Consider the following 26,311-nt stretch of genomic DNA (forward strand, 5'->3'; position numbering starts at 1 on the left):
TATCGCATTCCTTTCCTGCTCTCTCTTAATAAGTATGAATCAAAAAAACCTTGCCAGCATTGTAGCACACTTTAATCCCAGGTGCAAGAAAAAACAACAAAAAAGTTTCCTTATTGCGGACATATGTTTTTGTATAAAGGACACTTACTGGAGTTTGCAACTCCAGCTATGATGTGATAAGATACTGTGAGAACTACAGAAAGGAGCGCTGTCTCATTGAACTATCCACATATTGTAAAGGGCAGTTTTTTAAGCCGCCCCAACCGTTTCATTGCTTATGTTCAGATATTAACAGGAGAATCAAAGGGAAAGACCGTGGTGTGTCACGTAAAAAATACAGGCCGGTGCAAAGAGCTTCTGCTGCCGGAAGCCACAGTACTCCTTCAGTATCATCCGGAAGCTTCTGTCCTCGGCAGAAAAACAGAATATTCTCTGATCGGGGTCTTTAAAGTGAGGGATGAGGATACGCTGTTAATCAATATGGATTCCCAGGCTCCCAATCTGGCTGCGTATGAGTGGCTCCTTGGCTGTGGATCAGCCTGTGAAATTAAAAGAGAAGTCACCTACGGTCAGTCACGCTTCGACCTTGCTTTCCAGCTAATTGAAAAAGAGGAATCTGGAAGTATAAGGCATATCCCTGCATTTATGGAGGTAAAAGGTGTAACATTAGAGGAGCATAACCTTGCGCTTTTTCCGGATGCCCCCACAATCCGGGGAATCAAACATATTGAAGAGCTGATTCATGCTAAAAAAGACGGGTATGAAACGTATCTTCTCTTTTTAATCCAGATGAAAGGGATGACAGGCTTTTCTCCCAATGAACGGACCCAGCCGGAACTGAAAGAAGCGCTGCAAAAAGCGGCTGCAGCAGGAGTCCACATTCTGGCTTATGACTGCCAGGTTACGGAAAACTCAATGACTGTGGATCAGCCTGTTCCAGTTTATTTAGACTGACCGGATCTTTATCCCTCACTCCAGATAAAAATCCGGGGTGCGGGACAAAAGTTCCCCCCGGTCAACTATCCGGTATACCCTGTCTTCTTTTCTTATTACACCGTCCCTGCAAAGCGTATTTATAATACGGAATGTCTGGCGGTAACTTGCTCCAATTGATTTAGCCGTGTCTGCAAGCGTTTCCAGAAAAAGCCCTTCCTGCTCCGTAAACAGAATATACGCACACAGCCGTTCTTCACAGGAATGAAGAGCTGTAATCACACTCTTTTTGGAGCTTCTGATCAGCTTTGATGCCAGTTCTCTTCCTATATCATTGACAAAAAGAAGATTTTGTTTTAATTTCTCTTCATATTTTCTATATGGAAGCCCAATGCAGATAAACTCAGTCACAGCACAGATGGTGGCATTTGCTATATGGGAACCTGTCATTAACTCCACATCTCCTATAATTCCTTCTGAGATATAATAGCAAAGCAGAAAATCTTTTCCATTTGCAGAAGCAGAGCAGACTTTTGCTTTTCCTGAAACCACCAGAAGAAAATACTCCATCTCCCTGCCTTCCTGTAAAATCAGTTCTCCCGGCATAAACCGAAGTACAACGGAATCGTCAAGATCCATGTCTGACAAATGAAAATGGGTAATCAGACGTTTTATCCGCTGCTCTGTGATATTCATCTTCATCGGCCTCCTTATCTTTTTCTGGAAGTATGACATATGTCATACTGCTTTGTCAACGGATTATGATATGCTTGAAGCCGAAAACGGAGGTAATATTATGTATAATTTTCTCTCATTGCTTGCAGGCGTAATCATAACCTTCATGATTGCAGTTAACGGAGGGCTTACCGCACAGTACGGCGTATTTGGAGCAGCTGTTATCATTCATGCGGCCGGGGTCTTATTTGCCTTACCTCTGCTTAAGCTTCTTCCCACCCGCAGCCGGAAAAAGAAAGAAAAAATTCCATATTGGCTGTACACCGGCGGTATGATCGGTGTGCTGACTACTGCATTCAGCAATTTTGTTTTTGGAAAAATCAGTATAACAGGAATTATTGCCTTAGGACTTCTGGGGCAGGCAATTGCTTCCCTTGTCATAGACTGGCTGGGACTCTTTGGAATGACCGCATATCCTCCCAAAAAGCATACACTGGCCGGACTGGTGCTTGCATTTCTTGGCATTGCTGTCATGCTGAGCCACTCTTTCTATGGAACGGCTTTACCGGTTCTTATTTCTCTTTTAAGCGGAATTACTGTGGTACTCTCCCGTACGGTAAATGCAGGCTTATCCAAACGGACCGGAGCTTTAAAAGGATCCTTTATCAATCATCTGGCTGGGCTTCCCGTAACACTGATCCTGCTCTTCCTTTTAGGAAGAAAAGAACCTATATTTGAAAATTTTATTTTTTCGTACCACATCTGGATCTACTTTGGAGGAATCTTAGGAGTTGTTACAGTTCTTCTTTTTAATGTGACAGTCCCCAAAATACCTGCCTTCCGGCTTACACTTTTAACCTTTACCGGACAGATTTTCACCGGAATATTACTGGATCTGATCACACAGAAGGGTTTTTCAACGACCACCTTTTGGGGCGGTCTTTTAGTTGCTGCAGGTGTAGGAATTACCATGGCAGGAGAACAATTATCTTTACTTCTTTTAAATAAATCCCCTGCCTCCGGTAAATCCGCTTTATAAGCAAAAACAGGATAGAAGCTGAAAATCTGTGCTGTATACAGACTTTTCCTGCTTCTATCCTGTGATTTTCCTGAATCTCTATGTTAAAATTTTCTTCCCCCGCCCCCCATGGTGCGTCCGGAAGATGTATGGGTCGTGCTTCTGCCACCGGAAGACATTCCTCCACCGGATCCTCCGTTTCCTCCATTATTGCGTGGTACGATGACATGGGTAATGGTCTTGTTAATCAGGTTATCATTTTGAGCGGAGTAGGCGAATTCACAGTTGGCCCTGTAAGACATCAGTGCACCTCTGGCTCTTCCTCTCTCTTTTTTCATGGAATACTGGCTGGTGACACCGCCGCAGACTGCCGCTGCTGCTGCCGCTGCTGCCAGTACCGCCAATGCTGCTTCGTACCATCTGATGCTGCGGTAAACGCTGATTTTTCCCGTATCCTTGTCGTAATTATACTGGCCTCCCGGTATCCCTGCCCGGTAGTATTTAATCACTCCGTCAAGGTATATTCTGGCACAGGCTGCATAATCGCCCCCGCTGACCGCTTCATATGCATCATCCAGGATCGCATTCCACCTTTTATCCGTCAGAAACCGGTTCATCTTACCCACAGGCAGAATATACATCTCCCGGTTATCCATATCAATTAGAAACAGCACACCCCGGTAGTCACTCCCGGTTCCGAATTTTCTTTCTATATAGAAATTCTCCGCATAATCTTTGGCAGATTTACCGCCGGTATCCTGGGTGGTCGCTATCACCACATCCATATTCATCTCTTTCTGAATGGACTGGATGGTGCTTTCAAATTCCTCTTTCTCTTCTGTTGAAAAAAGATCTGCATCATCAAACACTCTTGACTGGGCGGCATACACCCCTGTGACGCCTCCAATAGAAATCAGCGCCAGAATCAGAAGAAGGCTCACTGCTGATAATACTCTTTTTATCCTCATACTAAATACCCCGCAAGCAGCAGCAAAAGACACACTGGAACGAATACTTTTGCAAACAGAAGCATCAGTTTTCCTTTGTCAACCGGAAGTTCACCGCATACCTTTCCGGTTTGTCCGTTGATGGTAAAATAATAGATCCGGTCTCTGGCTTCATCTCTGTACGTAAGCGTCCATACCGGAAGAAGTGCATATTCCCAGTTTTCATCCTCCAGCCGGATATCCTGGTTACTGACCCGTACCGAGTCATATGAGGTAATGCTGTTGCGAAGTGTATCTTCCGCAAAGTTTCTGATTTCCATCTTTACCTCATCTGTAAATTCCTGCTCCTCCATATCCCGCCGTTCAGCCATAAAACCCGAGAGATATCCCATGGTAAAAGGCTTTAATTTGTCGGTCTCAAAAGGCAGAACTCCCTCCGCCAGCTTACGGTTTGCTTTCTTTAAGGCATTGCGTGGTACATATCTTACAGGCATGTCACCGGAACGCAGAACTTCATAGGTCTGGGTTTCCGTATATCTTCTGTCACCGCTTACCCAGACCCGCACCCGGTCCGCACTTGCCTCCATACTCCCTTTTGCAAGACAGCTGTAAAGAAGATACGGGAAATAGACACCTGTAATTTTTTCAATCTGTTCCTCACTGTAAAATGCCTTTGGAACATAGCGCTTCTTCTTCATCCAGTCCCGGAAGATTCCCACTGCCTCTTTCTTATCAAGAGAAAAGGGGATTACATAATCCGGATGGAATTCTCCGCTCAGTTTACCGGATAAAATAACCGGGTTGTGACAGTAGTAGCAAAAGGATGCTGCCGTAGTATCGTCGGTTACAATTTCAGCTCCGCAGCTGGGGCAGTTATACAATAACGTCTCTGCCTCTCCTTTGGATTCCTTTTCCTCATTCAGGAGTGTATTTTCTGCAAATTCAGATAAACAGTATTCACAGGCATATTTCTGCTTTTGAGGATTAAACTTTAACGGTCCCCCGCAGTTAGGGCACTTATAGGAGATTGCCGCACTCATGGCCTTGGTTTTCCGCATTCTGAACAGAATTTACCGGTATTAACCGTTCCGCACCCACAGGTCCATGGACCTTCCGGTTTTTTGTTACCGCATTCCGGACAGAATTTGCCAGTGTTAACACTACCGCAGCTGCAGGTCCATGTCTCCTGCACGGCTGCCGGTTTCGCCGGCTGATTCATCTGCATCTGGCTGATGTTGGCTGCAGACGCAGCTCCCATAAATCCACCTGCTGTATTCATTCCCATTCCCATACCCATAAATCCTGCCATAGAGCCGTTTGCATTGCTTCCTGCTGCCTCTAAGCCTCTGGCTGCAGCTCCCTGAACATAGCCTTCCCGCACGCCGGGATCGCTTAACATGGCTCCCTGATTCCTCATCTGGATCAGAGCTTTGGATTCTTCATCATAGGAGATGCTTGCGATTCCCACAGACTGGATTTCCATTCCTCTTCCGGCTCTCCACTGGTTATCCAACACATCCGCCATATACTGCCCCAGTTCTCTTCCCTTTGAGGCTACATAGGAGATGCGGATCCCATCCGCTGACATCTGATTGATGGAAGACTGAAGCGCTTCTAAGAATTCCGATAAATACTGACCGTTGATATCGCTGACCTCAACATGGTCTGTATTCTTTGGAACGGCCTCTGCATAAAATAAGAAAGGATCCGTTACTTTAATGGAATAATTGCCATGAGCTCTTAAAAACAGCTCTGCATTATAAAACTGGTCAAAATAATTAATGGGATTGGGCGTTCCAAACTTGATTCCCTTGATTTCCTGAAGATTAATAAAGTAAACTCTTTGTGATGTAGGTGTCTGGCCTCCGAAACGCACACGGTCAAAAGATTCACTGATGGCTTCTTTCAGCTGACCGTTAAAAAGAGACGGCATGGAGGAATTCTTTACGGTAAAATATCCTGGCTCTCCTGTATAGTCTATAACCTTTCCTCCGTCAACCAGAAGCATAAACTGATTGGGATAAACATGAATGACGGAACCGTCTGACACCGTATTATCCGTGCTCTTTGTATTAGAACCCTTGCGTACCTTTACCCCGCTGGTAAATACGGTCTGATCTCCCATACTGCCTGCCTCTATTACTTCAAGCCACTGGTCTGCCAGTGATCCTCCAATTGCTGAAGTCAATGCTTTCACAATTCCCATTCCGCTTCCTCCTTTAGAGTTTTATTTCATATTATACTGCGCAAATGATATCCTGGCTATCCCTGTCCGCGCATCATGACAATTTCTTTTGCATAACCAGGTAAATCATTGGGAGTCTCCAGATAAAAAGGAAGATCCTTAAGACTGGGATGCTCCACAACCCTTTTTAAAGCATCAAACCCGATCATCCCCTGCCCGATTGCAGCATGGCGGTCCTTATGGGAGCCAAGTGGATTTAAGCTGTCATTCAAGTGAATGGCTTTCAGACTTGACAGCCCGATAATCCGGTCAAATTCATTGAGAACTCCATCTAAATCTCCTGCAATATCATAGCCCGCATCCCATACATGACAGGTATCCAGACAGACTCCCATGCATTCTTTCAGCTGGATCTGATTAAGAATTTCCCGCAGTTCTTCAAATGTTCTTCCCACTTCGCTGCCCTTACCTGACATGGTCTCTAACAGAACCGTAGTATTCTGATCCGGTTTTAGAATCTGGTTGAGCATATGGGAAATATAACCAATCCCAGTTTCCGTTCCCTGACCGGTATGGCTTCCCGGATGAAAATTATAACAGTTGCCAGGAATGTACTCCATCCGTTCAAGATCATCCTTCATGGTATCTCTGGCCAGTGTTCTTAAGCCTTCATCTGCAGAACAGGCATTTAGAGTATACGGAGCATGGGCCAGAATCCGGTTGATTCCATGTTCCTTTGCAAAGGAAAGAAACCGCCCGATATCCTCCGGATCAATCTTTTTGGCTTTCGTTCCTCTTGGATTTCTTGTAAAAAACTGAAATGTATCCGCACCGATCTTCACAGCCTCTTTGCCCATGGCAAGAAACCCTTTGGAAGAAGACAGATGACAGCCAATTGTAAGCATATAAATCTCCTTTTTACTTTTTTCTGATTCTCTTTCGTTTTGACTGACTGATACCTTTTATTGCAATAAAGATAAACATAACAGCCAGAAGAAGCTGAATTAAGATGCTAAGAAGCACCCAGTTATTCATGATGAAGTTATCTGGATGAGGTCCAAACCAGTTATTTAAGCTGTTAAGCACCTGATTATCTCCTGCCTGGCTATTGATCATTACATAAAAAGTAGCCACCGGATTTAATAGAAGCAGATACAGGAATGCACCGGAATTAGCCTGATCCGTCACTCCGTTTATACTGGAGACATAGGTACTGTTCACATTCATCCTTGCCATGGACAGCATGAATATATTCACTGCATAAGTTCCGGCTCCGATAAAAACCAGCACTCCATAGCTGACCACGGTGGCAATGGTAGACCGTTTAAACAGGGACGAAAAACAAATCCCCATACTCCCGCACATAAGTGCCACTGCCAGATAGCATAAGAGCAGAAGAAACACATCGTAAATCATCACTCCACCATAAACGAACGAAACTGCCAGTAATGGAAAGCTGGATACCACCATCAGAAACATGGTGCTGAATGAAGATAAAAGCTTTCCCCAGATAATTTCTGACGGCTTCATGGTTGTTGTCAGCAATATATCAAGTGTCTGGCGTTCTCTTTCCCCGCTTATACTACCCGCAGTCAGTGCCGGCATGATAAACATAAGCATGACAAATTCCACGACTGCAACAAATACGTACAGATTAGTAAAAGAAGAGTACTGGATATCAGCCGTCAGCTTTACCCGCTCTACTACGGAATACATATTCAGCAGTATTACCAGAGCCAGTATGGAATTAAAAATCACCAGAGTCATAGCCAGCCGGAAACTCCTTGCGCTGACCATAGTCTCCCTCTTATATACCGGATTCATTTTCATATACGAGCACCGCCTTTTCTTTATCTGGATCTGTAATCTGCATAAATAAGGATTCCAGGCTTCCCTGTTCCCTGCAAAACCCATGAACCAGCACCTCCGCATCAATCAGCTGCTGAAGCAAAAGAGCTTCATCCTGCTGGTCTCCAATAAAGTTCACACGGATATCTCCTTCCTTCACTGCGATTGTCTGCACACAGGGCTGGCTTTTTAAGATAGTAAGTGCCTTTTCCTTACTTCCAAGAATGGAAATAATAAGAGGATTGGTGGCATTTACCCGTTTTAAAATCTCTTCCATACTTCCGCTTAAAACCATCTTCCCCTGATCTATGATTCCGATATCCGTACACAGCTCAGACAGCTCAGATAAAACATGGGAACTGATAAAGACCGTCTTCCCCTGTTCTCTCAGTTCTTTTAATATCTCCTTAAATTCATAACGGGTTCTTGGATCCAGACCAGATGCCGGCTCATCAAGTACCAGCAGCGGCGGATCATGAATCAGTGCTCTTGCCAGACATAAGCGCTGCTTCATCCCTCTGGATAAGCTGTCTACATAGAAATCTGATTTATCCTCCAGCCCCACCTGTTCTAAAAGTGTCATATACCGGCTTCTGGCCTTTAAGCCATCCAGTCCATAGCAGGAGGCAAAAAACTCCATGTATTCATTGACCTTCAGATTATCATATACCCCAAAAAAATCTGGTACATAACCTATTTTCTCTTTCAGGTGGTTGAAACCTTCTGACACATCTTTCCCGTCAATCAGTACCCGCCCGCTGTCAGCAGACAGAAGTCCTGTCATGATCTTAATCGCAGTCGTCTTTCCTGCCCCGTTGGGGCCTACAAAACCATAAAGAGAGCCTTTTGGAATAACGAAATCAAGACCATTTAAGGCATGAAATTTTCCGAATTTCTTTTTCAACTCTTTTATTTCTAACATCATTTATCCCTTCCCAGAACCATCAGCATAGGCAGCGTGACATACCAGTTATTTTCAACGGTATCCTCACAGACGTATTTGACTGTCAGTGTATTTCCCGGCGACAGATAAGGGGTCAGTTCCTTTGCTGTGTATTCTGTTTTTTCCGGATCCATGGTATCGTAATTGCCTGTATTGTGATTATAAAAATAGGTTTTACCCTTAAATATATTGGTATAATTGGTACTCTGATTATTTAAAAATTCATCAGAAGGATTTTCAAATATAAGCTTCTCTACATTTAAATCATTTCCCAAAGAATATTCCAGAGTAACCGGATCTACTCCGTAAATAGCATTGGAGTCTGAATAATACTGCCCGCTTACCGCTACAGGCGTTTTCATCAGTGCGGACCGGTATGTTTCCCCATTCTTACTGGATTTTACATTAATTGTCGAGGTAAACATGGTCACTCCATAGGTTTCATATCCTCTGTTAACCAGAAACTGGCTGTCTTTCTGGTCCCTGCTGAATGCTACGATCCTCGCTTCCTGATTGTAAAAGGAAGAATATTTATCCAGATAAAAACTCAGTATATTGGTTCTGGACAGGGCAAGCATATAATCCGGATCTTCAATATCTGCCTTGGAATACTGATAGCTTCCTGTGACACGGGCAGACACCTGGAAGGAGTTATTAATGGGATAATTGATGACAGGAAACCCGTCAAGCTTTTTCGTCTCTCCAGGCTTTAACTCATCTATGACTACCATCTTTCCATACATGAGAATGGCTGCCTTTTCCACAGAAAATGGATATTCATTGGTAACAGTGCCATAAACACTGCCTTTAAACAGAGTGATATTCCCCAAAAGACCCTTCCGGTCCTCATTAAGGGTCCGCTTCGACAGTGCATAGTATTTAGGAGTAAATGCAGCAGCGTTCTGTACGGAAACTCTCGTGCCGTTTTCACCATAGCCGATCCGGACATTATAATCTTCATTTCCGGTGAATTTCGGTACCGGTTCCCGTTCATAGGACTTGCTCCTGGTTATGGGAAGAAGATTATAGGACGGATCCAGAAGTATGGTGTAGGCTCTGTTATAAGGCGTTCTCATATTGATATATGTATATTCATCTTCAAAATTTTCTGAGTCATCATAAATTGTTGCATAAGTAAAAAAGGTATCCCGAAACCGTGTCTTTCCACCCATCAGATAAACCACTACAGAAAATAAAAGGGATACGAAAACAATGGCGCTCCGATAATAACGCCGCCCATCCTTCCGTTTTAAAAACAGATAGGTTCCTGGTCCAACAAGCGCAATATAGGTCAATATAACGATAGTATAGAACGCAAGCCCTGGCAGCTTATCTACATCTCCGGTATTAAGCATATTCTGAACCGCCCAAAACTGACTGGAATTACCATTATATAAATAAGAAGATAAATTATTTAACCTGGTTTCTCCTAATAACGCTGTAAAAAGCTTATCAACGTAAGAACGCTGGGTCTCACAGAATGGTGCAATGTCTACGAAATCATAGGCAGCAACTCCCACGACGCCTTTTCCTCTGACTGCCGCTGTCAGAACAGGAAACTGGTCATTTGACAGGACACCGGTTCCCCCTTTTAAAGAAATATCAGCACAGACCAGGTCCATAAAGGAGTCTCCGGGGCCATTGGTCGCATACTCCACACCCATATCCACAGATTTTACTGCAGGCACTTCATAATCATCATTTATAAGATCTGACCGGAAAGCATACAGCGTATCATCTGCGCGGGCACCGGTTCCAAAAAGAAGGGTACCGCCCTCCTTCACCCACTCCATAATGGCGGATATCTGGTCTTTTGAAAGCTTTCTGGTATCATAATCCGTTATAACAAGAACATCCAGAAGATCAAGACCGATTACATGATCCGGAATCTGATCCGTCTGCATCGGGAATGTCCTGATCTTCACTGCGCTGTAATTGACGCCCACTCCCTCCATATAAGAGAGCTTATCGGGCTTATCGGATAGAATCCCCACATAAAGCTCTGCCACATCCGTGGGAACATTCATCTTTAAACGTTTGCGTATCAGTTCCGTTCCATGGGAATCTAAAAGCTTGACATATAAAATATCTGCTCTTCCTACCGGAACATCAAGCGATTCCTTTACAGAACCCATAGCGTCTAATGAAATGGAATAATCATACTGATAAATATCATAGTCGGATTCCATTGCCTCCACACGCACCGTACCATGAAAAGCGGAACCGGACTGGCTTTTCAGTGTAAAATTTACAGGTATATAGCGGTCTGCCTTAGCATTCCCATCGTATCCATACGAAACCTCCATACCGATATCGGAATCATTCTCACCAGTGTATTCCCCGGAATATGAGTTTTCATTTAAGGCCATGCCGAAAGCAGGCAGCAAAGTGCTGCCTGCCAACGTGAGCGCCATGGCACAAATCAGGGATATCTGTCTGACTTTCATTTTGTCACCCTATCTTTCCAAAGTTCTCTTTATTCACATCGAAATCCGTTTTCAGTTTTACCGTAAACACCGTTCCTGATAAGTCACTGGTAACCTGAATGCTTCCGCCATGCATATCCACTATATTTTTGGAAATGGCAAGCCCCAGTCCGGTTCCTCCTGTATTGGTGGAACGGGACTGCTCCACACGGTAAAACTTATTAAAGATCAGAGGAAGCTCTTCTTCCGGTATCACATAACCGTAGTTTACCACCTGGATAGATACAAGTTCTTCACTACCATGTACCTTTACCAGGATCCGCTTTCCGTCTGCTCCATATTTGATTGCATTATTAATGAGATTATCAAACAGACGGGCCAGAAGGTTGGCATCTGCTGAGACGACCTGGACGGGGACATTGCTTTGCAGCTCATAAGAGAGGTTTTTGTCCATAAAACTGGGATAAAACTCTTCCAGGAGCTGGCTTAACAGCTTTATGACATCCACCTTTGTTACATTCATGGAAATCTTTCCGTAATTTAGTTTTGTAAATCCAAATAAATCCTCAATCAGTTTTTCCAGCCGCTTTGTCTTTACGTATGCAATCCCTATGTACTTTTTCTGTATTTCCTGGTCAATCTCTCCCTCCTTGGAAAGGAGCTCCAGATATCCGATAATGGAAGTTAACGGAGTACGTAAGTCATGGGCAATGTTGGTAATCAGTTCGTTCTTGGTACGCTCTGCCTCCCGTTCCTTATCCATCAAATCCCTTAAATCTTCCACCATCTTATTTAAACTTGCAGCCATTACGGAAAATTCATCATCTCCTTCAATGCCTACCGTGATGTTTAGATCTCCTTCTGAAATCCTCTGCATGGCATCTGATATTTTTCCGATATAACGCATGGATTTCTCCTGGAGAAGGAGAAATGTAACTGCGAATATACCGATTCCAAACACAACGTAAATGAGTATCACTATCACATCAAATGAGGTGAGCATCTCAAGGAATGCATTGTCGTCCTGAGTGCTCCTCACATAGGAAGCAATGAGTGATATGTTGGTCACCAAAAATATTTCGATCAGAACCGTGACAATGGCACTGTAAAATATATTGGCAATGACCCGGGTATGAAAACGGTGATTGATATCATTTTTCAATTTTGTATCCTACCCCCCAAACAGTTGTGATGATCTTGTTCTGTCTGGTGTCTTCCTTCATCTTACCTCTCAGACGCCTGATATGTACCATTACCGTGTTATTGGCTTCGTAAACCTTTTCGTTCCATACCTTTTCAAATATCTCATCTGTACTGAACACTCTTCCCGGATTGGAAGCCAGCAGATACAGAATGTCAAATTCAATGGGAGTAAGCTTTATCTCCTCCCCATATACTGTCACCTTATGATTATCCTTATTAATGGTCAGTCCTCTGATTCCTATTTCATTCTTTGCCGATTCGTTAACCGCACTGTTGGGATTAAGCTGGGTATAACGGCGCAGCTGTGATTTGACTCTGGCAGTCAGTTCCAGCGGATTAAAGGGCTTTGTCACATAATCATCTGCTCCTGTCCCAAGTCCTAAAATCTTATCTAAATCTGTTGATTTGGCACTCAGCATAATAATCGGAATGTTGTTGGTTTCCCGTATCTTCTTGCACATGGAAAGGCCGTCCATCCCAGGCATCATAATGTCTAGGAGCACCAGATGAATCTGATTCTTATTAAGAACCTCCAGTCCCTCTTCCGCATTGTTTGCCTTGTATACTTTATATCCGTCACTGACCAGATAAATCTCCACCAGATCCGCAATCTCTTTCTCGTCATCCACAACCAGAATGCTTATTGTCTCGGACATTGAAAAATACCTCCCTTGTCGTTATGTAAGCGGCGATCTCATGTTGAAAAAGAAAAAGCCTGCATCCATTTTACCACAAGAAAGGTATCTTTGCCTTACTATTTTCTTACAAAAAAGCTATAAAACGGTAAATCAGGAACACTTTCTCACCCCTGGCTTTCCGTCGGAATAAACACTCTGCTGCCTGACGGATCCAGTCTGCCAAGCTCTGCCCTGACGGAATGAATGACCTCCTCACAGAACTGCTCCTGGCTGTTAATCAGTGTCTTTCCTCTCTTATCTGGTTTTTCCCATGTCCCATCCGGCTTTAGAATATGCGATTTCACATTGTCCTCCAGTTGTATTTTCAGGACATGACAAATCCGCTCCATCAGTTTTTCGTCTTCTACAGGAAACATGACCTCCACCCGTTTATCCAGATTTCTCGGCATCCAGTCAGCACTTCCAAGATAAAGCTCCGGACTTCCATCATTCTCAAAATAGAAGATTCTGGCATGTTCCAGGAAATTTCCAACGATGGAACGTACCGTGATATTTTCACTCAGACCGGGGACCCCCGCTTTTAAGCTGCAGATTCCTCTCACAATCAGCTGTATGTTCACGCCTGCGCAGGAAGCTTCATAAAGTGCAGCGATCACCTCTTTATCGCACAGAGAGTTCATCTTGGCTATGATGTGGGCCGGCTTACCGGCTGAAGCATTTCTCGTTTCCCGTCTGATCATCTTTAAGAATCTGGCCCGCAGCCAGATCGGTGCCACCACAAGCTTATTCCAGTGGAGGGGCTCTGAATAGCCGGAAAGCATGTTAAAGACAGCGGTGGCATCTTCCCCGATCTGTGGATTGCAGGTCATGAGTCCAAGATCCGTATACAGCTTTGCAGTGGAATCATTGTAGTTTCCGGTACCCAGATGGACATAGCGGCGTATGCCATCCTCTTCCCGCCGGACGACCAGCGTAATCTTACTGTGGGTTTTCAGTCCCACCAGTCCATAGATTACGTGACAGCCGGCTTTTTCCAGTTTTTTTGCCCAGTTTATATTATTTTCCTCGTCGAAGCGTGCTTTTAATTCCACAAGTACAGAAACCTGCTTGCGGTTATCCGCAGCCTCTAAAAGAGATGCAATAATGGGAGAATTGCCGCTGACCCGGTAAAGCGTCTGTTTGATTGCAAGAACCTCAGGATCCTTGGCAGCACTCTTGACAAACTGCACCACAGGATCAAACGTCTGGTATGGATGGTGAAGCAGAATATCTCCCTTGCGGATATTGGCAAAAATATCATCTTCATTCATCAGTTCAGGCACCTGCTGGGGAATGTACGGAACTTCTTTCAAATGATCAAACCCCTTTAACCCATACATCTTCATAAGGAATGTCAGATCCAGAGGCCCTGCGATCTCAAAGATGTCGCCGGAACTGATACTTAACTCCCGCTTTAAGATCTTTAGGAGGCGTTTATCCATTTTCTCTTCCACCTCAAGACGAATGGCCTCTCCCCACTGGCGCTTTTTCAGCTGCTTCTGAATCTCCTCCAGAAGATCAACGGCTTCCTCTTCATCAATGGTAAGATCCGCATTTCTCATGACCCTGAACGGATGGGAGGTAATTACGTTGTAATTTAAAAACAGGCTTTCCATGTTCCGCTCAATGATCTGTTCCAAAAGAATGAAAGACCGCTCTCCTGATTCACTGGCTGGAAGCTCCACAATTCTCGGGAGTACACTGGGAACCTGAACCATGGCAAACTCAAACTCCTCTTCACCGCTTTTCTTTTTTAACAATGCCGCAATGTTTAAAGATTTATTGCGGATTAAAGGAAACGGTCTGGAAGAATCCACTGCCATGGGTGTCAGAACCGGATAAACATCTCTGACAAAATACGTATCTGCAAATATACCTTCCTCCCTGCTTAAATCTTCATGTCTGGAAATAACACGCAGACCATTCTGCTTAAGAGCAGGAAGAAGCGAACGGTTATAGGTAGAATACTGCACGGATACAAGTTCATGTGTCTGTTCACTGATGCGCTCCAGCTGTTCATCCGGTTTCATTCCGGCAATATCCGGCTTAGTGTATTTTGCATGAACCATATCCTTTAATGAGGCCACTCGTACCATATAGAATTCGTCTAAGTTAGAGGCTGTAATACTTAAAAACTTAAGCCGTTCAAACAGCGGAAGGCTTTTATCTCTTGCCTCACTTAAAACCCGGTAATCAAACTCGATCCAGCTCAGTTCGCGATTTACATAATTATCCGGATTGTAATATATTTCATTGATGTCTGCCATCAGGATAACCTCCTCTTCTGCCTGAGTACAGGCCTGATACCAAATATCTCTTCAAAAAAATCAGCCTTCTGATTAAATGATATCGCTTCCAGTGTCATATCTCCTTCATAGGATGTGGTAATTACAAGTCTGCCCTCCTTCACAATCATCCGGTTATTTGACAATTTCTGCTTATGGCTCCGGTCCATGGAATTGGAAAGTCTTAAAATAGCCGTCAGCTTGGCAATCAGGATGGTGATGTCTTCATGAGACAGCTCCCCTTTTGTATTGCGGAACAGTTCCTCATTGAGCTGTACCCTGTTATAATCAAATTCCACTCCATTGTACCGTACCACATTGGCAATGATTTCCCGCTCCATATGGGATAATCCAATAATTTCGGTTGACATAATGATGTTATAAGCGGATTCACTGGGCTTCCTCATACTGATAAATTTGCCGCAGGCATGAAGAATTGCTGCAATCTGTAACATAAGCCGCTCCCGTTTTCCCATACCATGATACTTTTTCATGCTGTCAAAGATCTCAAGAACATACTTTTCCATATGATCCGTATGGGGTCCGTGGCATTTATAACGCTTTGCCATGTTCCTTGAGGCAGCGAGAATGTCCTCAGAAAAATCGTGATTAAATTTTACTGTCTTAGCTTCTTCCGCGTACTCCGCAGCAATGCTGTCACATAACCGGATACCTGGAATCCAGAACATCTCCGCTCCGGTAAGCTCCAGAACACGTTTGAATATAATGGCCGCAGGTACCAGAAGTGCTGCATATTCCGCATTGACACCAAACCGGTCCTGAATCTGATCTAATGACATCAGATTAATCTTATCATAGAAAATGATAAATTCTTCTGCAGTTATCCATTCTACCGGCTTTCCGCCATTGCTGCCCCTGGACAGATAGAGGATGCTTTCTCCAATGCCGATGAGGTTCTTAATTACCCTGTCTTTTAAATAAACCTTTCGGAATGTATTTAACTCATTGTCCACCATCTCTTCAATCAGAGTGTTCTGCATCTGGGTGCTCACCTGCATATCTCCCATCATCTCACGAATCCGCAATACTCCAAGCATCAGATTCTGGGTGGAGATGAGAGCATCCTTATCAAATAGAGAAACCTGCATGCTGCCGAATCCCACATCTACAATGGCGGTTCCCTTCTGTATGATTTTATTGAACTCCGCATCTTTAGAGGCAATCGCCTTATAACTGATAAAACGCTGCTCGGAGTTACTGATAATCTGCACCTCAATGCCGGTTCTTACCCTGATCTGATCCAGTACAATCTGGCTGTTTTTTGCTTCCCGAAGTGCACTTGTGGCATAGGCACGATAACCTGTCACTTTATAAGACTGCATAATATCTGCAAAGTCTTTGATTACTTTGCACATCTCATCTACTAACTCATAGCGGATTTTCCCATTCTTATAGGTATCCCTTCCAAGGGCGATAACGTGGCGGACATGATCAATCTTGCGGATTCCTGTTTTAGGGGAAATCTCATAGATGCCAAGTTCAAGTTCAAAAGATCCCACATCAATAGCGGCAAATAAACGGACTGCCATACTTGTCCTCCTCTCTGCCCTCTTCGGGACAGTTTTCTATTATTCTATCTTAATTTTTTACCATTTGTGTCAAATATCGGTAAAATCTGCGAAAAATTAACTGTTTTCCTGTTTTCCCAAAAGATAGGTGATAAACTGATTTGCTGTTCTGCCGGACAGTCCGCCGTGTTTCAGTTCCCAGATATTCGCCTTCTCGTAAAGTTCTTCCAGCGGCATGGATATTTGACTGCGTTCTGCCAGCTGCCGGACAATTTCTTTGAATTCTGCCGGTTCCGGGGCTCCATAGTAAATAGTTACACCAAAGCGGGCAACTAAAGAGAGCTTCTCCTGGACGGTATCATTATTATGTAATTCATCATCCAGTTGTCTCTTGTCGCTGAACTTCTCACGGATTAAGTGACGGCGGTTTGAGGTTGCATAGATTAAGACATTGACTGGCTTCTTTGCAAGTCCTCCTTCTATAATTGCCTTCAAATATTTATATTCAAGCTCTGTATCTTCAAAAGATAAATCATCCATATAGATGATAAATTTATAATTTCTGTCTTTGATCTGCTCCTGAATCTTTGAAAGTGTATGAAACTGATGCTTATATACTTCAATGATGCGGAGTCCTTTGTCATAATATTCATTTAAAATTGCTTTAATGCTGGATGATTTTCCGGTTCCGCTGTCTCCGAACAGCAAAACGTTGTTGGCAGCCCTGCCATTTAAGAAAGCTTCTGTGTTCTCAATCAACTTCTCCTTCTGCCGTTCGTATCCCACAAGATCCGACAAATAGATGTGATCCATACTGGTAATCGGAATGATCTCCGGGTCCTTGTCTGTCTCTTCCACACGAAATGCCTTGTTTAATCCAAATTTCCCTACGCCGAAATTCCTGTAAAATTCAGTGATTATATCGCCAAAGGTCCGTACATCCGGTGATTCCTTCAGTTTCACTGCAAGCGTCACAATCTGATCCCTGATTCGCCTGTTATAGATTTTACTGTTTCCGTCATTGGAATGGTAATCAGAAAGTGCCGCCCAGATTCCTTCCTCTTCCCCTCGATCCAGCTTGCGGATGTCCTGATCAAACAGCTCTTTCATAACCTGAAAATCATGGGCTGCAACTTCATTTAAAGTACCCTTTACCGGACCGGTTATTTCGCAGGAAGTACTGTAAGCGTTCTCGTGGTCTGCCAGACATAATGCTAAAAAACAATGCCAGAGATTCCCCTCAAAGCCATAGGAAGCCGCCAGCTCGATAAGCTGACCGGCACAGGCGAAGGATTCCGGCATTGTTTCTTTCATATGCTCTGCTTGGGGCGCCAGCTGGCTTAACATCTGGTCAAAAAGCTTCTGGTATTTTAAACCTCGGTATAAAATCAGTTCTTTCAATATCATAATACCTCCATGTGTAAATTGAAGTCCGGCCTGTCTCCAGACCGAACCTCATAATAAACATCAGTAATTTCCCAGGACTTTCATGTTACGTCCCTCTTCTGATATCCCTTTTAACGCATTCTGAATCGGGGGATCGCTTAAATTCCCTTCCATGTCCACAAAGAAGCGGTATTCCCAGTTTCTTCCCGGAATGGGTCTTGACTCAATCATAATCATGCTGATTCCGTTATAGATCATATTGCTCAGTATATTGTAAAGAGTACCGCTCTTATGAGGCAGTTCAAAGCTGATACTGACTTTTTGTGCATCCTCACGGTATATCCTCTGGTTTGACAGAATAATAAACCGCGTGGTATTAAGCTTGTTGTGGTTAATGGATGATTCAAGGATTTTCAGCCCATAGAGTCTGGCAGCTATCTCACTGGCAACTGCGGCCTGAGAGGGATCGCCTTCTTCAATGACCTTTTTGGCGGCCACAGCAGTATTCTCTACACTGATCTGTTTCCAGTCTCTGTTGGTATTTAAAAATTCCGAACACTGCATCAGAGCCTGGGGATGGGAAAATACTGTACGGATATCCTCCTGTCTGGAATCCTGTAACCCTAACAATGCATGATTTACAGTAAGAAACGTCTCAGCAACAATATAATTGCTGTACTTCATCAACAGGTCATAGTTGTCAATCACCGCTCCGGCAGAGGAATTCTCAATGGGAAGCACTGCATAATCGGCACGGCCGGACTCCACTTCTTTCATGGCATCCTCAAAGGTTTCTACATGATAGACGCTGGCATCACAGCCAAAATACTGGAGAGCGGCCGCATGGCTGTATGCACCTTCTACTCCCTGATAAACCACCCGTACATCTTCGGACGGAATGGTTTTCACCGGCTGGAAGTTTTCCTCTCCCTTCAGTCCATGTTCCGCCATCAGCTTATACTGATAGTGGCGGCTGATTGTCATCATCTGGGTAAACAGATCGCTGACTGCCTGTTTCATGAAACCGCCATCCACCATACCGGTGACGGAATCAATCTTTTGCATCTCTCTTTCCTTATCATAAACCGGTTTGCCGGTTTCGATCTTAAATTCAGCTACCTCACCGCTCAGTCTCATTCTTTTTTCGAACAGCTCTACGATTTCACGGTCAATTCCGTCAAGCTGCGTCCGGATCTCCAGCAAGTCTAATTTTTTCATATGTCCATTCCTTCGTCTTATCTGTTTGTCTTCTTTACCGATTTCCCTGCAGGGAACGTTCCGTTTTTAGCATATCTTCTATGTGATTTTTTACATAGGCCCCCGGAAACTTTTTAAGTTCCGGTTCTAACTCCTTTATGAAGAAGGGATCTCCAAATTCAATCGTTACCCGGGAAGGACGTATAAACGGAAAGTGCTTCTCAAAAATCTCCGCAGTGCCGGTCATGGCAACGGGAACCACCGGGCAACCACTCTTTTCCGCTATTTTTAAGCTGCCTTCCTTAAATGGAAGAAGCTCCAGGATATCTTCCTGTTTATTTCTTGTTCCTTCCGGAAATATCCAGACAGATATTCCATTCTTTACCTGCTCAATCCCCTGAAGAATGGTTTTTAACCCTTCCTTTAAATTCTTTCTGTCCAGAAATAAACAATTGACATATTTCATCCAGGTAGAGAGAAGAGGGATACGTTCCATCTCTTTTTTGGCCACAAAACCAACCAGACCAGGAACCGTCGTATATCCTACAAGAATATCAAAATAGCTTCTGTGATTTCCAACGTATAAGACTGCCTGGTCCTTTGGCAGCTTTTCCTTACCTTTTACCGTAATTTTTACACCTGCCAAAAACAGGATGATTCTAAAAATCCAACGGACTTTAGAAATGCTTTGTTCATCACGCAGACGGCGGTTCTTATTACCGGTCAGAAATTGTACTATCAGGACCGGAATACTTAAGATCAGATAGATAATAACTGTTGCTGCTACAAGAATAAATCGAATCATTAGTCTAGTCCTCCATTCCATCTATTATATAGAATGGTCACTTTAATTACAATACTACCTGCCTTTCTTTTTTGTAATTTGTTCGAACAATAATCCCGTAGCAAACCAAAGAGGTGCAAAATCAAGGCGGATCAATCCGTCGATATTGGTGCTTCTGCCTGTATAATCCCACGGGCACATTCCCCTGCCCCGCAAAAGGGATCCGGATAAATACTCCGCCACAAAGATCAGCACCATATAGAGAAATCCGTGACGGATAGCAATATCTGTTCTCGCTGCTGTTATACCGGCTCCCGGCGTAACCCAACGGTCAATCAATGCTCCGATGGGCGCAAGCAATGCTCCGCAGCCATAAATAGGAAACATGAGAAGAGAAGTCTGCCCCATCAGCCGCCAGTCATGGCGTAAAATTGATTCTGTTGAGGTAAAAATAACCTCCAGGCACCAGCCTGCAACCCCGCATTTACAAAAATCCAGGGGTAATTGTTTTAAGTTTAATTGTGATAGTATCTTCATAAGGTTCATTATGTGCCGGTTGTGGAGATATTATGTTTTGCTGTAAGAGAATTCTATAAAAGGGGAGAAAGAAGCCGGCTGCCCTGTTCCTTTACCCTTATAAAGATGCTTCTTGCTTCATATCGTTCCGGTGTGATCTCCTGGCAGACCTTTAAATCCTCCAGAAACAGCTCTTCTAATTTCCTGGTAGTCTCCTCATCATAGATCACTGCATTGACTTCAAAATTCAGCTCAAAACTGCGGATGTCCATATTGGCAGTTCCATAGGAGCTGACCCTGCCGTCTGTCATAACCCCTTTTGAATGGAGGAATCCGTTATCATAGGTGTAGCACCTGGCGCCTTCGGAAAGAAGATCTCCCACGTATGAATAGGTAGCCCAGTAGACAAAGGGGTGGTCCGGCTTACAGGGAATCATGAGTCTGACATCCACTCCGGATCTGGCAGCAACCTTAAGAGCCGACAACACCGCATCATCAGGCACAAAATAAGGGGTCTGGATATAAATATGATGCTTTGCCTTTGAAAACAGCCGGATATAATTATCCCGGATCTGTCTGCTTCTGGCATCTGGACCGCTGGCGATAATCTGAATGCCCAGCTTTCGTACCGTCTGGTTTAAGTCCACCACCCCAAGACAGTCCAGACAGGCCCCGTCCTCATCTTCACAAAAATACGTCATATTTTTAAATAAATTTTCTCCCACTGCATAATTCCAGTCCAGGGCAAAACGAATCTGGAGACTTAATACAGAGCCGCCCTGAAGCTTTAGATGGGTATCCCTCCAGTAGCCGAATTTGGGATCTTTTGAAATATACTCTCTTCCTATATTAAAACCGCCCACATACCCAACGCGGTTATCAATGACAACAATTTTGCGGTGGTTTCTATAGTTAATACGAAGATGCAGCCTGCCCAATACCGGTGGAAAGAAGATTCCGACTTTGACACCGCTTGCCTTTAATATCTCCCATTTTGATTTGTGCATGAACCGTCCGCCCATGCCGTCACAAAGAATCCGGACTTCCACGCCTGCTTTTGCCCGTTCTGTTAATATGGGAATAATGGAATCAAACACCTCATCATCCTTAATAATATAATATTGAAAATGAATAAACCGGTCTGCCTTTGACAGTTCTTCCCTTAGATCCTGAAACTTTTTCTCTCCATCGGTGAAAATTTCCACGGAATTATCAACCGTTAAAACAGAACCGGATGTTTCTAAATTGTAGACGACAAGATCAGAGTAATCCCTTTCCAGAGAAGTATTAAGACCAATATCGTGGCTTTTCAAAAACTCTTCCTGGTTCCTGGCTGAAAAACGCATACGGTCCTCCACTTCCTTAACCCGGAACATCTTCCCTTTCCTCATATCCTGCCCCAGTACAAGATAAAAGAGGAAACCAAATACCGGTATAAAATACAAGGCTAAAAGCCAGGTCCAGACTGCCTTAGGATCCCTTCTCTGAAAGAAAACTATGATAACAGAAAGTATCAGATTTATATAGATTAAATGCTCCATCATCCAATTCCAGACCGCTACGGTCTGATGCCAGAAAGATCCCATGACAATTCCCTCCCTTCTCCTTCTGCCCTGTTTCTTTCGGGCAGGATTCTAACAAGCTTGCACATGATACAGTTTTCCTTTTTTAAGCCCGTTCATTCTAATTATTTTATGGTTCGATTCCTGCAAATAGTCACAAAATTATTTTTCCAAAAAAGGTCCCCGCAGCTGCGACGACCCTTCTATATCCAATCCAATTACAAAAACTGATTTTTTATTTTGTCATATCGATAGTCAATAGATGCCAGAGACCCGATGATCTTTTCTTCCTCTAATCCCAGAGTCAGACAAAGTTCATCTAAAGATGGGTAAAAATCTCTCAGCTGCGTATTGATATAACTGAGCAGCATAACCGGATCTTTTGGTATATTAGCCATATTTTTTCTCCTCTATCTGTTTGTCCCTCATTTTATCACAGTTTTCATTGATTTTCAAGAAATCCTCTGTACGAATGGAAAAAGAAATGCTACAATCGGTTCATAATTCATCAGGAGGTATTATTCATGAAAAAAATAATGATGCTTGGAACCGGTGGTACCATCGCATGCAAAAGAGGAGATTCGGGACTGAAGCCCCTTCTGACTTCCAATGAACTCCTCTCCTATGTTCCCGATGCTACAGATTACTGCCACGTGGACAGCCTGCAGATATTCAGTATAGACAGCACCAATATGCAGCCGAAGCACTGGCTGGAGATTGCAAAAGCAATCGAAGATCATTACGATAACTATGACGGTTTTGTTATCTGCCACGGTACCGATACCATGGCTTACACAGCCGCCGCCCTTTCTTATCTGGTACAGAATTCTCCAAAGCCTATCGTTATTACCGGTGCCCAGAAACCAATTGACATGGAAAATACCGATGCAAGAACCAATTTATCGGACAGTCTCCGTTTTGCAAGCGATGACAAGGCCCACGATGTGAACATTGTTTTTGACGGAAAAGTAATCTCAGGAACAAGAGGAAAAAAAATGCGGACCAAAAGCTACAACGCATTTTCCAGCATTAATTTTCCCTACATAGCCACAATACAGGATGGTTATGTAATCTTCTATCTGGATGACAAAAAACACCGCTCCGGCGGCCCTGTATTTTTCCATAAACTTAATATTAACGTTACACTGTTAAAGCTGATTCCTTCCATGGGGGCTGACGTTCTGGATTATATGGCAGAGCATTACGATGCCGTTATTATTGAATCCTTTGGTGTTGGAGGACTTCCATCCTATGATACCGGTGATTTTTACAAGGCAATTGAGAAATGGATCTCTCTTGGAAAAACGGTCGTTATGACCACTCAGGTGACGAATGAAGGCAGCAATATGTCTGTTTATGAAGTGGGGCATTCAATAAAGAAAGAATTCGGACTGTTAGAAGCATACGATATGACCCTGGAAGCCACCGTAACCAAACTTATGTGGATTCTGGGACAGACAACAGACCAAAAAGAAATACGGGATTATTTTTATCATACGGTTAACAGGGATATTCTCTGGACCGTATCATAATATTATACATACAGAAAAGGGAGCCGCGGCTCCCTTTCCCAATCCTACTCCAGATAGGCTATCAATTTTCCCCCATCTTCTGAAACATCAATTACAATCTCACTGCCTGCATGTATCTCATCTCCCAGGATTACCCTTGCTGCAAGTGTCTCAACATGCTTTTGAAGATAACGCTTTAACGGTCTGGCACCATACACCGGATCAAATCCCTGTTCCACTACAAACTCACGGGCCTGGTCTGTGAGTTCAATCCTGATCTCACGGTCCTGAAGTCTCTGATTTAAGTCCTTCATAAGCAGACCAACAATACCGGAAATGTTACTCTTATCCAATGGCTTAAACAGAATAATTTCATCAAGACGGTTTAAAAATTCAGGTCTGAAATGGGATCTTAAATCTCCCATAACCATATCTTCTGCCTCTTTTCTTATATTTCCTTCGTCGTCAATACCGGTCAGAAGATACTGGGATCCAATATTGGAAGTCATAATAATAATGGTATTTTTAAAGTCAACAGTCTTACCGGTGGAATCGGTGATCCGGCCATCATCAAGAACCTGCAAAAGTACATTAAACACATCAGGATGGGCTTTCTCAACCTCATCAAACAGCACCACAGAATATGGCTTTCTGCGTACTGCTTCCGTAAGCTGGCCGCCCTCATCGTATCCCACATATCCTGGCGGAGCTCCGATCAGTCTTGATACCGAGTGCTTTTCCATATATTCACTCATATCAATTCGGACTATGTTATTCTCATCATCAAACAGGCTTTCTGCAAGTGCCTTTGCAAGCTCTGTTTTTCCCACTCCTGTCGGACCCAGAAAAAGAAAGGAACCGATTGGCTTTGTTGGATCCTTGATTCCTGCCTTTGATCTGATGATTGCTTCAGTCACCTTTAAAACGGCTTCTTCCTGTCCAATGACTCTCTTATGAAGCTCCTGGTCCAGATGAAGGGTTTTATTTCTCTCACTCTCTGTCAGCCGGGCAACCGGTATTCCTGTCCATTTGGATACAATCCTTGCAATCTCATCTTCTGTAACACTTTCACGCACCAGACTTAAATCCTGATTTTTCACCCTCTCCTCTTCTTTGGCAAGCTCCTTCTGAAGCTGGGGCAGCCTTCCATACTGAAGTTCTGCCGCACGGTTTAAATCATATTTCTGCTGGGCAGTCTGGATTTCCCTGTTTAAGCTTTCAATCTCTTCTCTTAACGACGAAAGACGTTCTACCGACGCTTTTTCATTCTCCCACTGCGCCTTCTGAGATGCAAATTCATCATGAAGCTCTGCCAGTTCTTTCTGCAGTTCCGCCAGACGGTCCTGGCTTAACCGGTCTGTCTCCTTCTTTAATGCCGCCTCTTCGATCTCCATCTGCATAATCCGCCTTGACAGCTCGTCAAGCTCAGATGGCATGGAATCCAGCTCTGTCTTTATCATGGCACAGGCCTCATCGACTAAGTCAATGGCTTTATCAGGAAGAAAACGTTCACTGATATAACGGTCGGAGAGAGTCGCCGCAGATACCAGGGCAGAGTCAGTGATCTTCACCCCATGGTAAACCTCATACCGCTCCTTTAAACCTCTTAAGATGGAAATGGTATCCTCTACGGTAGGTTCCTCCACCATAACAGGCTGGAATCTCCGCTCCAGAGCCTGATCTTTTTCAATATACTGGCGGTATTCATCCAGAGTGGTTGCACCAATACAGTGAAGTTCTCCTCTGGCAAGCATGGGTTTTAACATATTTCCTGCATCCATGGAGCCTTCCGTTTTCCCCGCTCCCACAATGGTATGAAGCTCGTCAATAAAAAGGACAATCTGTCCGTCGCTTTTTTTCACTTCATCAAGAACAGCCTTCAGCCGCTCTTCAAATTCTCCCCGGTACTTTGCGCCAGCCAGTAAAGCGCCCATATCAAGCGCAAACAGCTTCTTATCCTTTAAGCCATCAGGCACATCTCCTCTGACAATTCTCTGGGCAAGCCCCTCGACAACCGCTGTCTTTCCAACACCAGGCTCTCCGATTAAAACCGGATTGTTCTTTGTCTTTCTGGAAAGAATCCGGATTACATTTCGTATTTCACTGTCTCTTCCGATTACGGGATCAAGCTTCTGCTCTCTGGCCCTTTCTACCATATCGTACCCGTACTTTGTCAGGGTATCGTAGGTAGCTTCCGGATTGTCGCTTACCACCCGCTGGTTCCCCCGCACCGTGGATAATGCTGTTAAAAAGTTCTCTCTGGTAATTCCATAACTGCGAAACATCTCTTTTAATGCTTTTGAGGGCTGTTTTAACATGGCCAGAAATAAATGCTCTACGGAAACATACTGATCTCCCATTCCCTTTGCCTCATTCTCGGCACTGATTAAAACTTTATTTAAATCATTACTGACGTAGAGCTGACCTCCGCTGACTTTCGGAAGCTTCTGGATTGCTCCGGCAGCTTCATTAAGAAACTGCTCCTTTTGAATATTCATCTTGGTAACCAATTTAGAAATCAGGCTGTCTTCTAAAGTGAGAAGGCTGTAAAGCAAGTGCTCCTGTTCAATCTGCTGATTTCCATACTCATACGCAAGCTTTTCACAATTCTGAACAGCTTCCATGGACTTTTGAGTAAATTTATTAATGTTCACGGCAATTTCCTCCTTATCCGGCTTATTGCAAG

22 protein-coding genes are annotated in these 26,311 nt (G+C 43.8%); 3 read left to right on the plus strand and 19 right to left on the minus strand.

The window, feature by feature from the left end:
- The first annotated feature begins 216 nt into the window (after window positions 1-216).
- Window positions 217-954, plus strand: coding sequence for a DNA/RNA nuclease SfsA (gene sfsA / locus CRO04_RS02295; RefSeq protein ID WP_097002604.1), 738 nt, complete (start codon window positions 217-219; stop codon window positions 952-954).
- A gap of 15 nt (window positions 955-969) precedes the next feature.
- On the opposite strand, the gene CRO04_RS02300 is transcribed toward sfsA, so the two are convergent.
- Window positions 970-1,629, minus strand: a complete 660-nt coding sequence (locus CRO04_RS02300; RefSeq protein WP_242974311.1) for a cyclic nucleotide-binding domain-containing protein — start codon at window positions 1,627-1,629, stop codon at window positions 970-972.
- Between the two features lie 100 nt (window positions 1,630-1,729).
- Here CRO04_RS02300 and CRO04_RS02305 point away from each other — a divergent pair, with 100 nt between their 5' ends.
- Window positions 1,730-2,647: a DMT family transporter gene (locus tag CRO04_RS02305; RefSeq protein ID WP_097002606.1), complete on the plus strand. Its 918-nt coding sequence runs from the start codon at window positions 1,730-1,732 to the stop codon at window positions 2,645-2,647.
- Window positions 2,648-2,730: 83 nt separating this feature from the next.
- On the opposite strand, the gene CRO04_RS02310 is transcribed toward CRO04_RS02305, so the two are convergent.
- The 17 genes from CRO04_RS02310 to CRO04_RS02390 form a co-directional block, all read right to left on the minus strand.
- Window positions 2,731-3,594, minus strand: a complete 864-nt coding sequence (locus tag CRO04_RS02310) for a TPM domain-containing protein (protein WP_097002607.1) — start codon at window positions 3,592-3,594, stop codon at window positions 2,731-2,733.
- Window positions 3,591-4,613 carry a zinc ribbon domain-containing protein gene (locus tag CRO04_RS02315; protein ID WP_097002608.1) on the minus strand — a complete coding sequence of 341 codons (1,023 nt, stop codon included), beginning with the start codon at window positions 4,611-4,613 and terminating at the stop codon, window positions 3,591-3,593. Before CRO04_RS02315 ends, CRO04_RS02310 begins: the two co-directional genes overlap by 4 nt.
- Window positions 4,610-5,779: an SPFH domain-containing protein gene (locus CRO04_RS02320; RefSeq protein WP_097002609.1), complete on the minus strand. Its 1,170-nt coding sequence runs from the start codon at window positions 5,777-5,779 to the stop codon at window positions 4,610-4,612. The genes CRO04_RS02315 and CRO04_RS02320 overlap by 4 nt, the downstream gene beginning before the upstream one ends.
- A gap of 56 nt (window positions 5,780-5,835) precedes the next feature.
- Window positions 5,836-6,663 carry a deoxyribonuclease IV gene (locus CRO04_RS02325; protein ID WP_097002610.1) on the minus strand — a complete coding sequence of 276 codons (828 nt, stop codon included), beginning with the start codon at window positions 6,661-6,663 and terminating at the stop codon, window positions 5,836-5,838.
- Between the two features lie 13 nt (window positions 6,664-6,676).
- Window positions 6,677-7,588, minus strand: coding sequence for an ABC transporter permease (locus CRO04_RS02330; RefSeq protein ID WP_097002611.1), 912 nt, complete (start codon window positions 7,586-7,588; stop codon window positions 6,677-6,679).
- A complete protein-coding gene (locus CRO04_RS02335; protein ID WP_097002718.1) occupies window positions 7,566-8,528 on the minus strand; it encodes an ATP-binding cassette domain-containing protein in 963 nt (320 codons plus the stop codon). Before CRO04_RS02335 ends, CRO04_RS02330 begins: the two co-directional genes overlap by 23 nt.
- On the minus strand, window positions 8,528-10,996 hold the full coding sequence (locus CRO04_RS02340; RefSeq protein WP_097002612.1) for a hypothetical protein: 2,469 nt from the start codon (window positions 10,994-10,996) through the stop codon (window positions 8,528-8,530). The genes CRO04_RS02335 and CRO04_RS02340 overlap by 1 nt, the downstream gene beginning before the upstream one ends.
- Window positions 10,997-11,000: 4 nt before the next feature.
- Window positions 11,001-12,137: a sensor histidine kinase gene (locus CRO04_RS02345; protein WP_097002613.1), complete on the minus strand. Its 1,137-nt coding sequence runs from the start codon at window positions 12,135-12,137 to the stop codon at window positions 11,001-11,003.
- Window positions 12,127-12,834 (minus strand): response regulator transcription factor, encoded by a 708-nt coding sequence (locus tag CRO04_RS02350; protein ID WP_097002614.1) that lies wholly within the window; start codon window positions 12,832-12,834, stop codon window positions 12,127-12,129. Before CRO04_RS02350 ends, CRO04_RS02345 begins: the two co-directional genes overlap by 11 nt.
- Window positions 12,835-12,980: 146 nt before the next feature.
- Window positions 12,981-15,122 carry an RNA degradosome polyphosphate kinase gene (locus CRO04_RS02355; RefSeq protein WP_097002615.1) on the minus strand — a complete coding sequence of 714 codons (2,142 nt, stop codon included), beginning with the start codon at window positions 15,120-15,122 and terminating at the stop codon, window positions 12,981-12,983.
- The gene (locus tag CRO04_RS02360) at window positions 15,122-16,690 is read right to left on the minus strand and encodes an exopolyphosphatase (protein WP_097002616.1); all 1,569 of its coding nucleotides are present in this window, start codon (window positions 16,688-16,690) and stop codon (window positions 15,122-15,124) included. Before CRO04_RS02360 ends, CRO04_RS02355 begins: the two co-directional genes overlap by 1 nt.
- A gap of 96 nt (window positions 16,691-16,786) precedes the next feature.
- On the minus strand, window positions 16,787-18,076 hold the full coding sequence (locus CRO04_RS02365; RefSeq protein ID WP_097002617.1) for an ATP-binding protein: 1,290 nt from the start codon (window positions 18,074-18,076) through the stop codon (window positions 16,787-16,789).
- A gap of 60 nt (window positions 18,077-18,136) precedes the next feature.
- A complete protein-coding gene (gene pheA, locus CRO04_RS02370) occupies window positions 18,137-19,273 on the minus strand; it encodes a prephenate dehydratase (protein WP_097002618.1) in 1,137 nt (378 codons plus the stop codon).
- 34 nt (window positions 19,274-19,307) lie between these two features.
- Window positions 19,308-20,057 (minus strand): lysophospholipid acyltransferase family protein, encoded by a 750-nt coding sequence (locus CRO04_RS02375; RefSeq protein ID WP_097002619.1) that lies wholly within the window; start codon window positions 20,055-20,057, stop codon window positions 19,308-19,310.
- A 54-nt stretch (window positions 20,058-20,111) separates the two neighbouring features.
- Complete coding sequence (locus tag CRO04_RS02380; RefSeq protein ID WP_097002620.1) at window positions 20,112-20,582, minus strand: putative ABC transporter permease; 471 nt, start codon at window positions 20,580-20,582, stop codon at window positions 20,112-20,114.
- A 44-nt stretch (window positions 20,583-20,626) separates the two neighbouring features.
- Entirely contained in the window at window positions 20,627-22,138 is a 1,512-nt protein-coding gene (cls, locus tag CRO04_RS02385) for a cardiolipin synthase (protein WP_097002621.1), read from the minus strand.
- A gap of 194 nt (window positions 22,139-22,332) precedes the next feature.
- Window positions 22,333-22,512: a DUF4250 domain-containing protein gene (locus tag CRO04_RS02390; protein WP_097002622.1), complete on the minus strand. Its 180-nt coding sequence runs from the start codon at window positions 22,510-22,512 to the stop codon at window positions 22,333-22,335.
- A gap of 126 nt (window positions 22,513-22,638) precedes the next feature.
- Here CRO04_RS02390 and CRO04_RS02395 point away from each other — a divergent pair, with 126 nt between their 5' ends.
- Window positions 22,639-23,646 carry an asparaginase gene (locus CRO04_RS02395; protein WP_097002623.1) on the plus strand — a complete coding sequence of 336 codons (1,008 nt, stop codon included), beginning with the start codon at window positions 22,639-22,641 and terminating at the stop codon, window positions 23,644-23,646.
- A gap of 44 nt (window positions 23,647-23,690) precedes the next feature.
- Here the strand turns inward: CRO04_RS02395 and clpB are convergent, their stop codons facing one another.
- Window positions 23,691-26,279 (minus strand): ATP-dependent chaperone ClpB, encoded by a 2,589-nt coding sequence (gene clpB / locus CRO04_RS02400; protein ID WP_097002624.1) that lies wholly within the window; start codon window positions 26,277-26,279, stop codon window positions 23,691-23,693.
- Between the last annotated feature and the right edge of the window lie 32 nt (window positions 26,280-26,311).

Source organism: Lacrimispora amygdalina (assembly GCF_900205965.1).
Classification (GTDB): Bacteria; Bacillota; Clostridia; order Lachnospirales; family Lachnospiraceae; genus Lacrimispora; species Lacrimispora amygdalina_A.

Excerpts from the sequence above, each read along its gene's own strand:
- CRO04_RS02380 (WP_097002620.1), bottom strand. The coding sequence starts at position 20,582 with ATGAACCTTATGAAGATACTATCACAATTAAACTTAAAACAATTACCC.
- CRO04_RS02320 (WP_097002609.1), bottom strand. The coding sequence starts at position 5,779 with ATGGGAATTGTGAAAGCATTGACTTCAGCAATTGGAGGATCACTGGCA.
- CRO04_RS02395 (WP_097002623.1), top strand. The coding sequence starts at position 22,639 with ATGAAAAAAATAATGATGCTTGGAACCGGTGGTACCATCGCATGCAAA.
- CRO04_RS02390 (WP_097002622.1), bottom strand. The coding sequence starts at position 22,512 with ATGGCTAATATACCAAAAGATCCGGTTATGCTGCTCAGTTATATCAAT.
- pheA (WP_097002618.1), bottom strand. The coding sequence starts at position 19,273 with ATGAAAAAATTAGACTTGCTGGAGATCCGGACGCAGCTTGACGGAATT.
- CRO04_RS02335 (WP_097002718.1), bottom strand. The coding sequence starts at position 8,528 with ATGTTAGAAATAAAAGAGTTGAAAAAGAAATTCGGAAAATTTCATGCC.
- CRO04_RS02355 (WP_097002615.1), bottom strand. The coding sequence starts at position 15,122 with ATGGCAGACATCAATGAAATATATTACAATCCGGATAATTATGTAAAT.
- CRO04_RS02340 (WP_097002612.1), bottom strand. The coding sequence starts at position 10,996 with ATGAAAGTCAGACAGATATCCCTGATTTGTGCCATGGCGCTCACGTTG.
- CRO04_RS02315 (WP_097002608.1), bottom strand. The coding sequence starts at position 4,613 with ATGAGTGCGGCAATCTCCTATAAGTGCCCTAACTGCGGGGGACCGTTA.
- CRO04_RS02360 (WP_097002616.1), bottom strand. The coding sequence starts at position 16,690 with ATGGCAGTCCGTTTATTTGCCGCTATTGATGTGGGATCTTTTGAACTT.
- CRO04_RS02365 (WP_097002617.1), bottom strand. The coding sequence starts at position 18,076 with ATGATATTGAAAGAACTGATTTTATACCGAGGTTTAAAATACCAGAAG.
- CRO04_RS02305 (WP_097002606.1), top strand. The coding sequence starts at position 1,730 with ATGTATAATTTTCTCTCATTGCTTGCAGGCGTAATCATAACCTTCATG.
- cls (WP_097002621.1), bottom strand. The coding sequence starts at position 22,138 with ATGGGATCTTTCTGGCATCAGACCGTAGCGGTCTGGAATTGGATGATG.
- CRO04_RS02375 (WP_097002619.1), bottom strand. The coding sequence starts at position 20,057 with ATGATTCGATTTATTCTTGTAGCAGCAACAGTTATTATCTATCTGATC.
- CRO04_RS02310 (WP_097002607.1), bottom strand. The coding sequence starts at position 3,594 with ATGAGGATAAAAAGAGTATTATCAGCAGTGAGCCTTCTTCTGATTCTG.
- CRO04_RS02350 (WP_097002614.1), bottom strand. The coding sequence starts at position 12,834 with ATGTCCGAGACAATAAGCATTCTGGTTGTGGATGACGAGAAAGAGATT.
- CRO04_RS02325 (WP_097002610.1), bottom strand. The coding sequence starts at position 6,663 with ATGCTTACAATTGGCTGTCATCTGTCTTCTTCCAAAGGGTTTCTTGCC.
- CRO04_RS02300 (WP_242974311.1), bottom strand. The coding sequence starts at position 1,629 with ATGAATATCACAGAGCAGCGGATAAAACGTCTGATTACCCATTTTCAT.
- CRO04_RS02330 (WP_097002611.1), bottom strand. The coding sequence starts at position 7,588 with ATGAAAATGAATCCGGTATATAAGAGGGAGACTATGGTCAGCGCAAGG.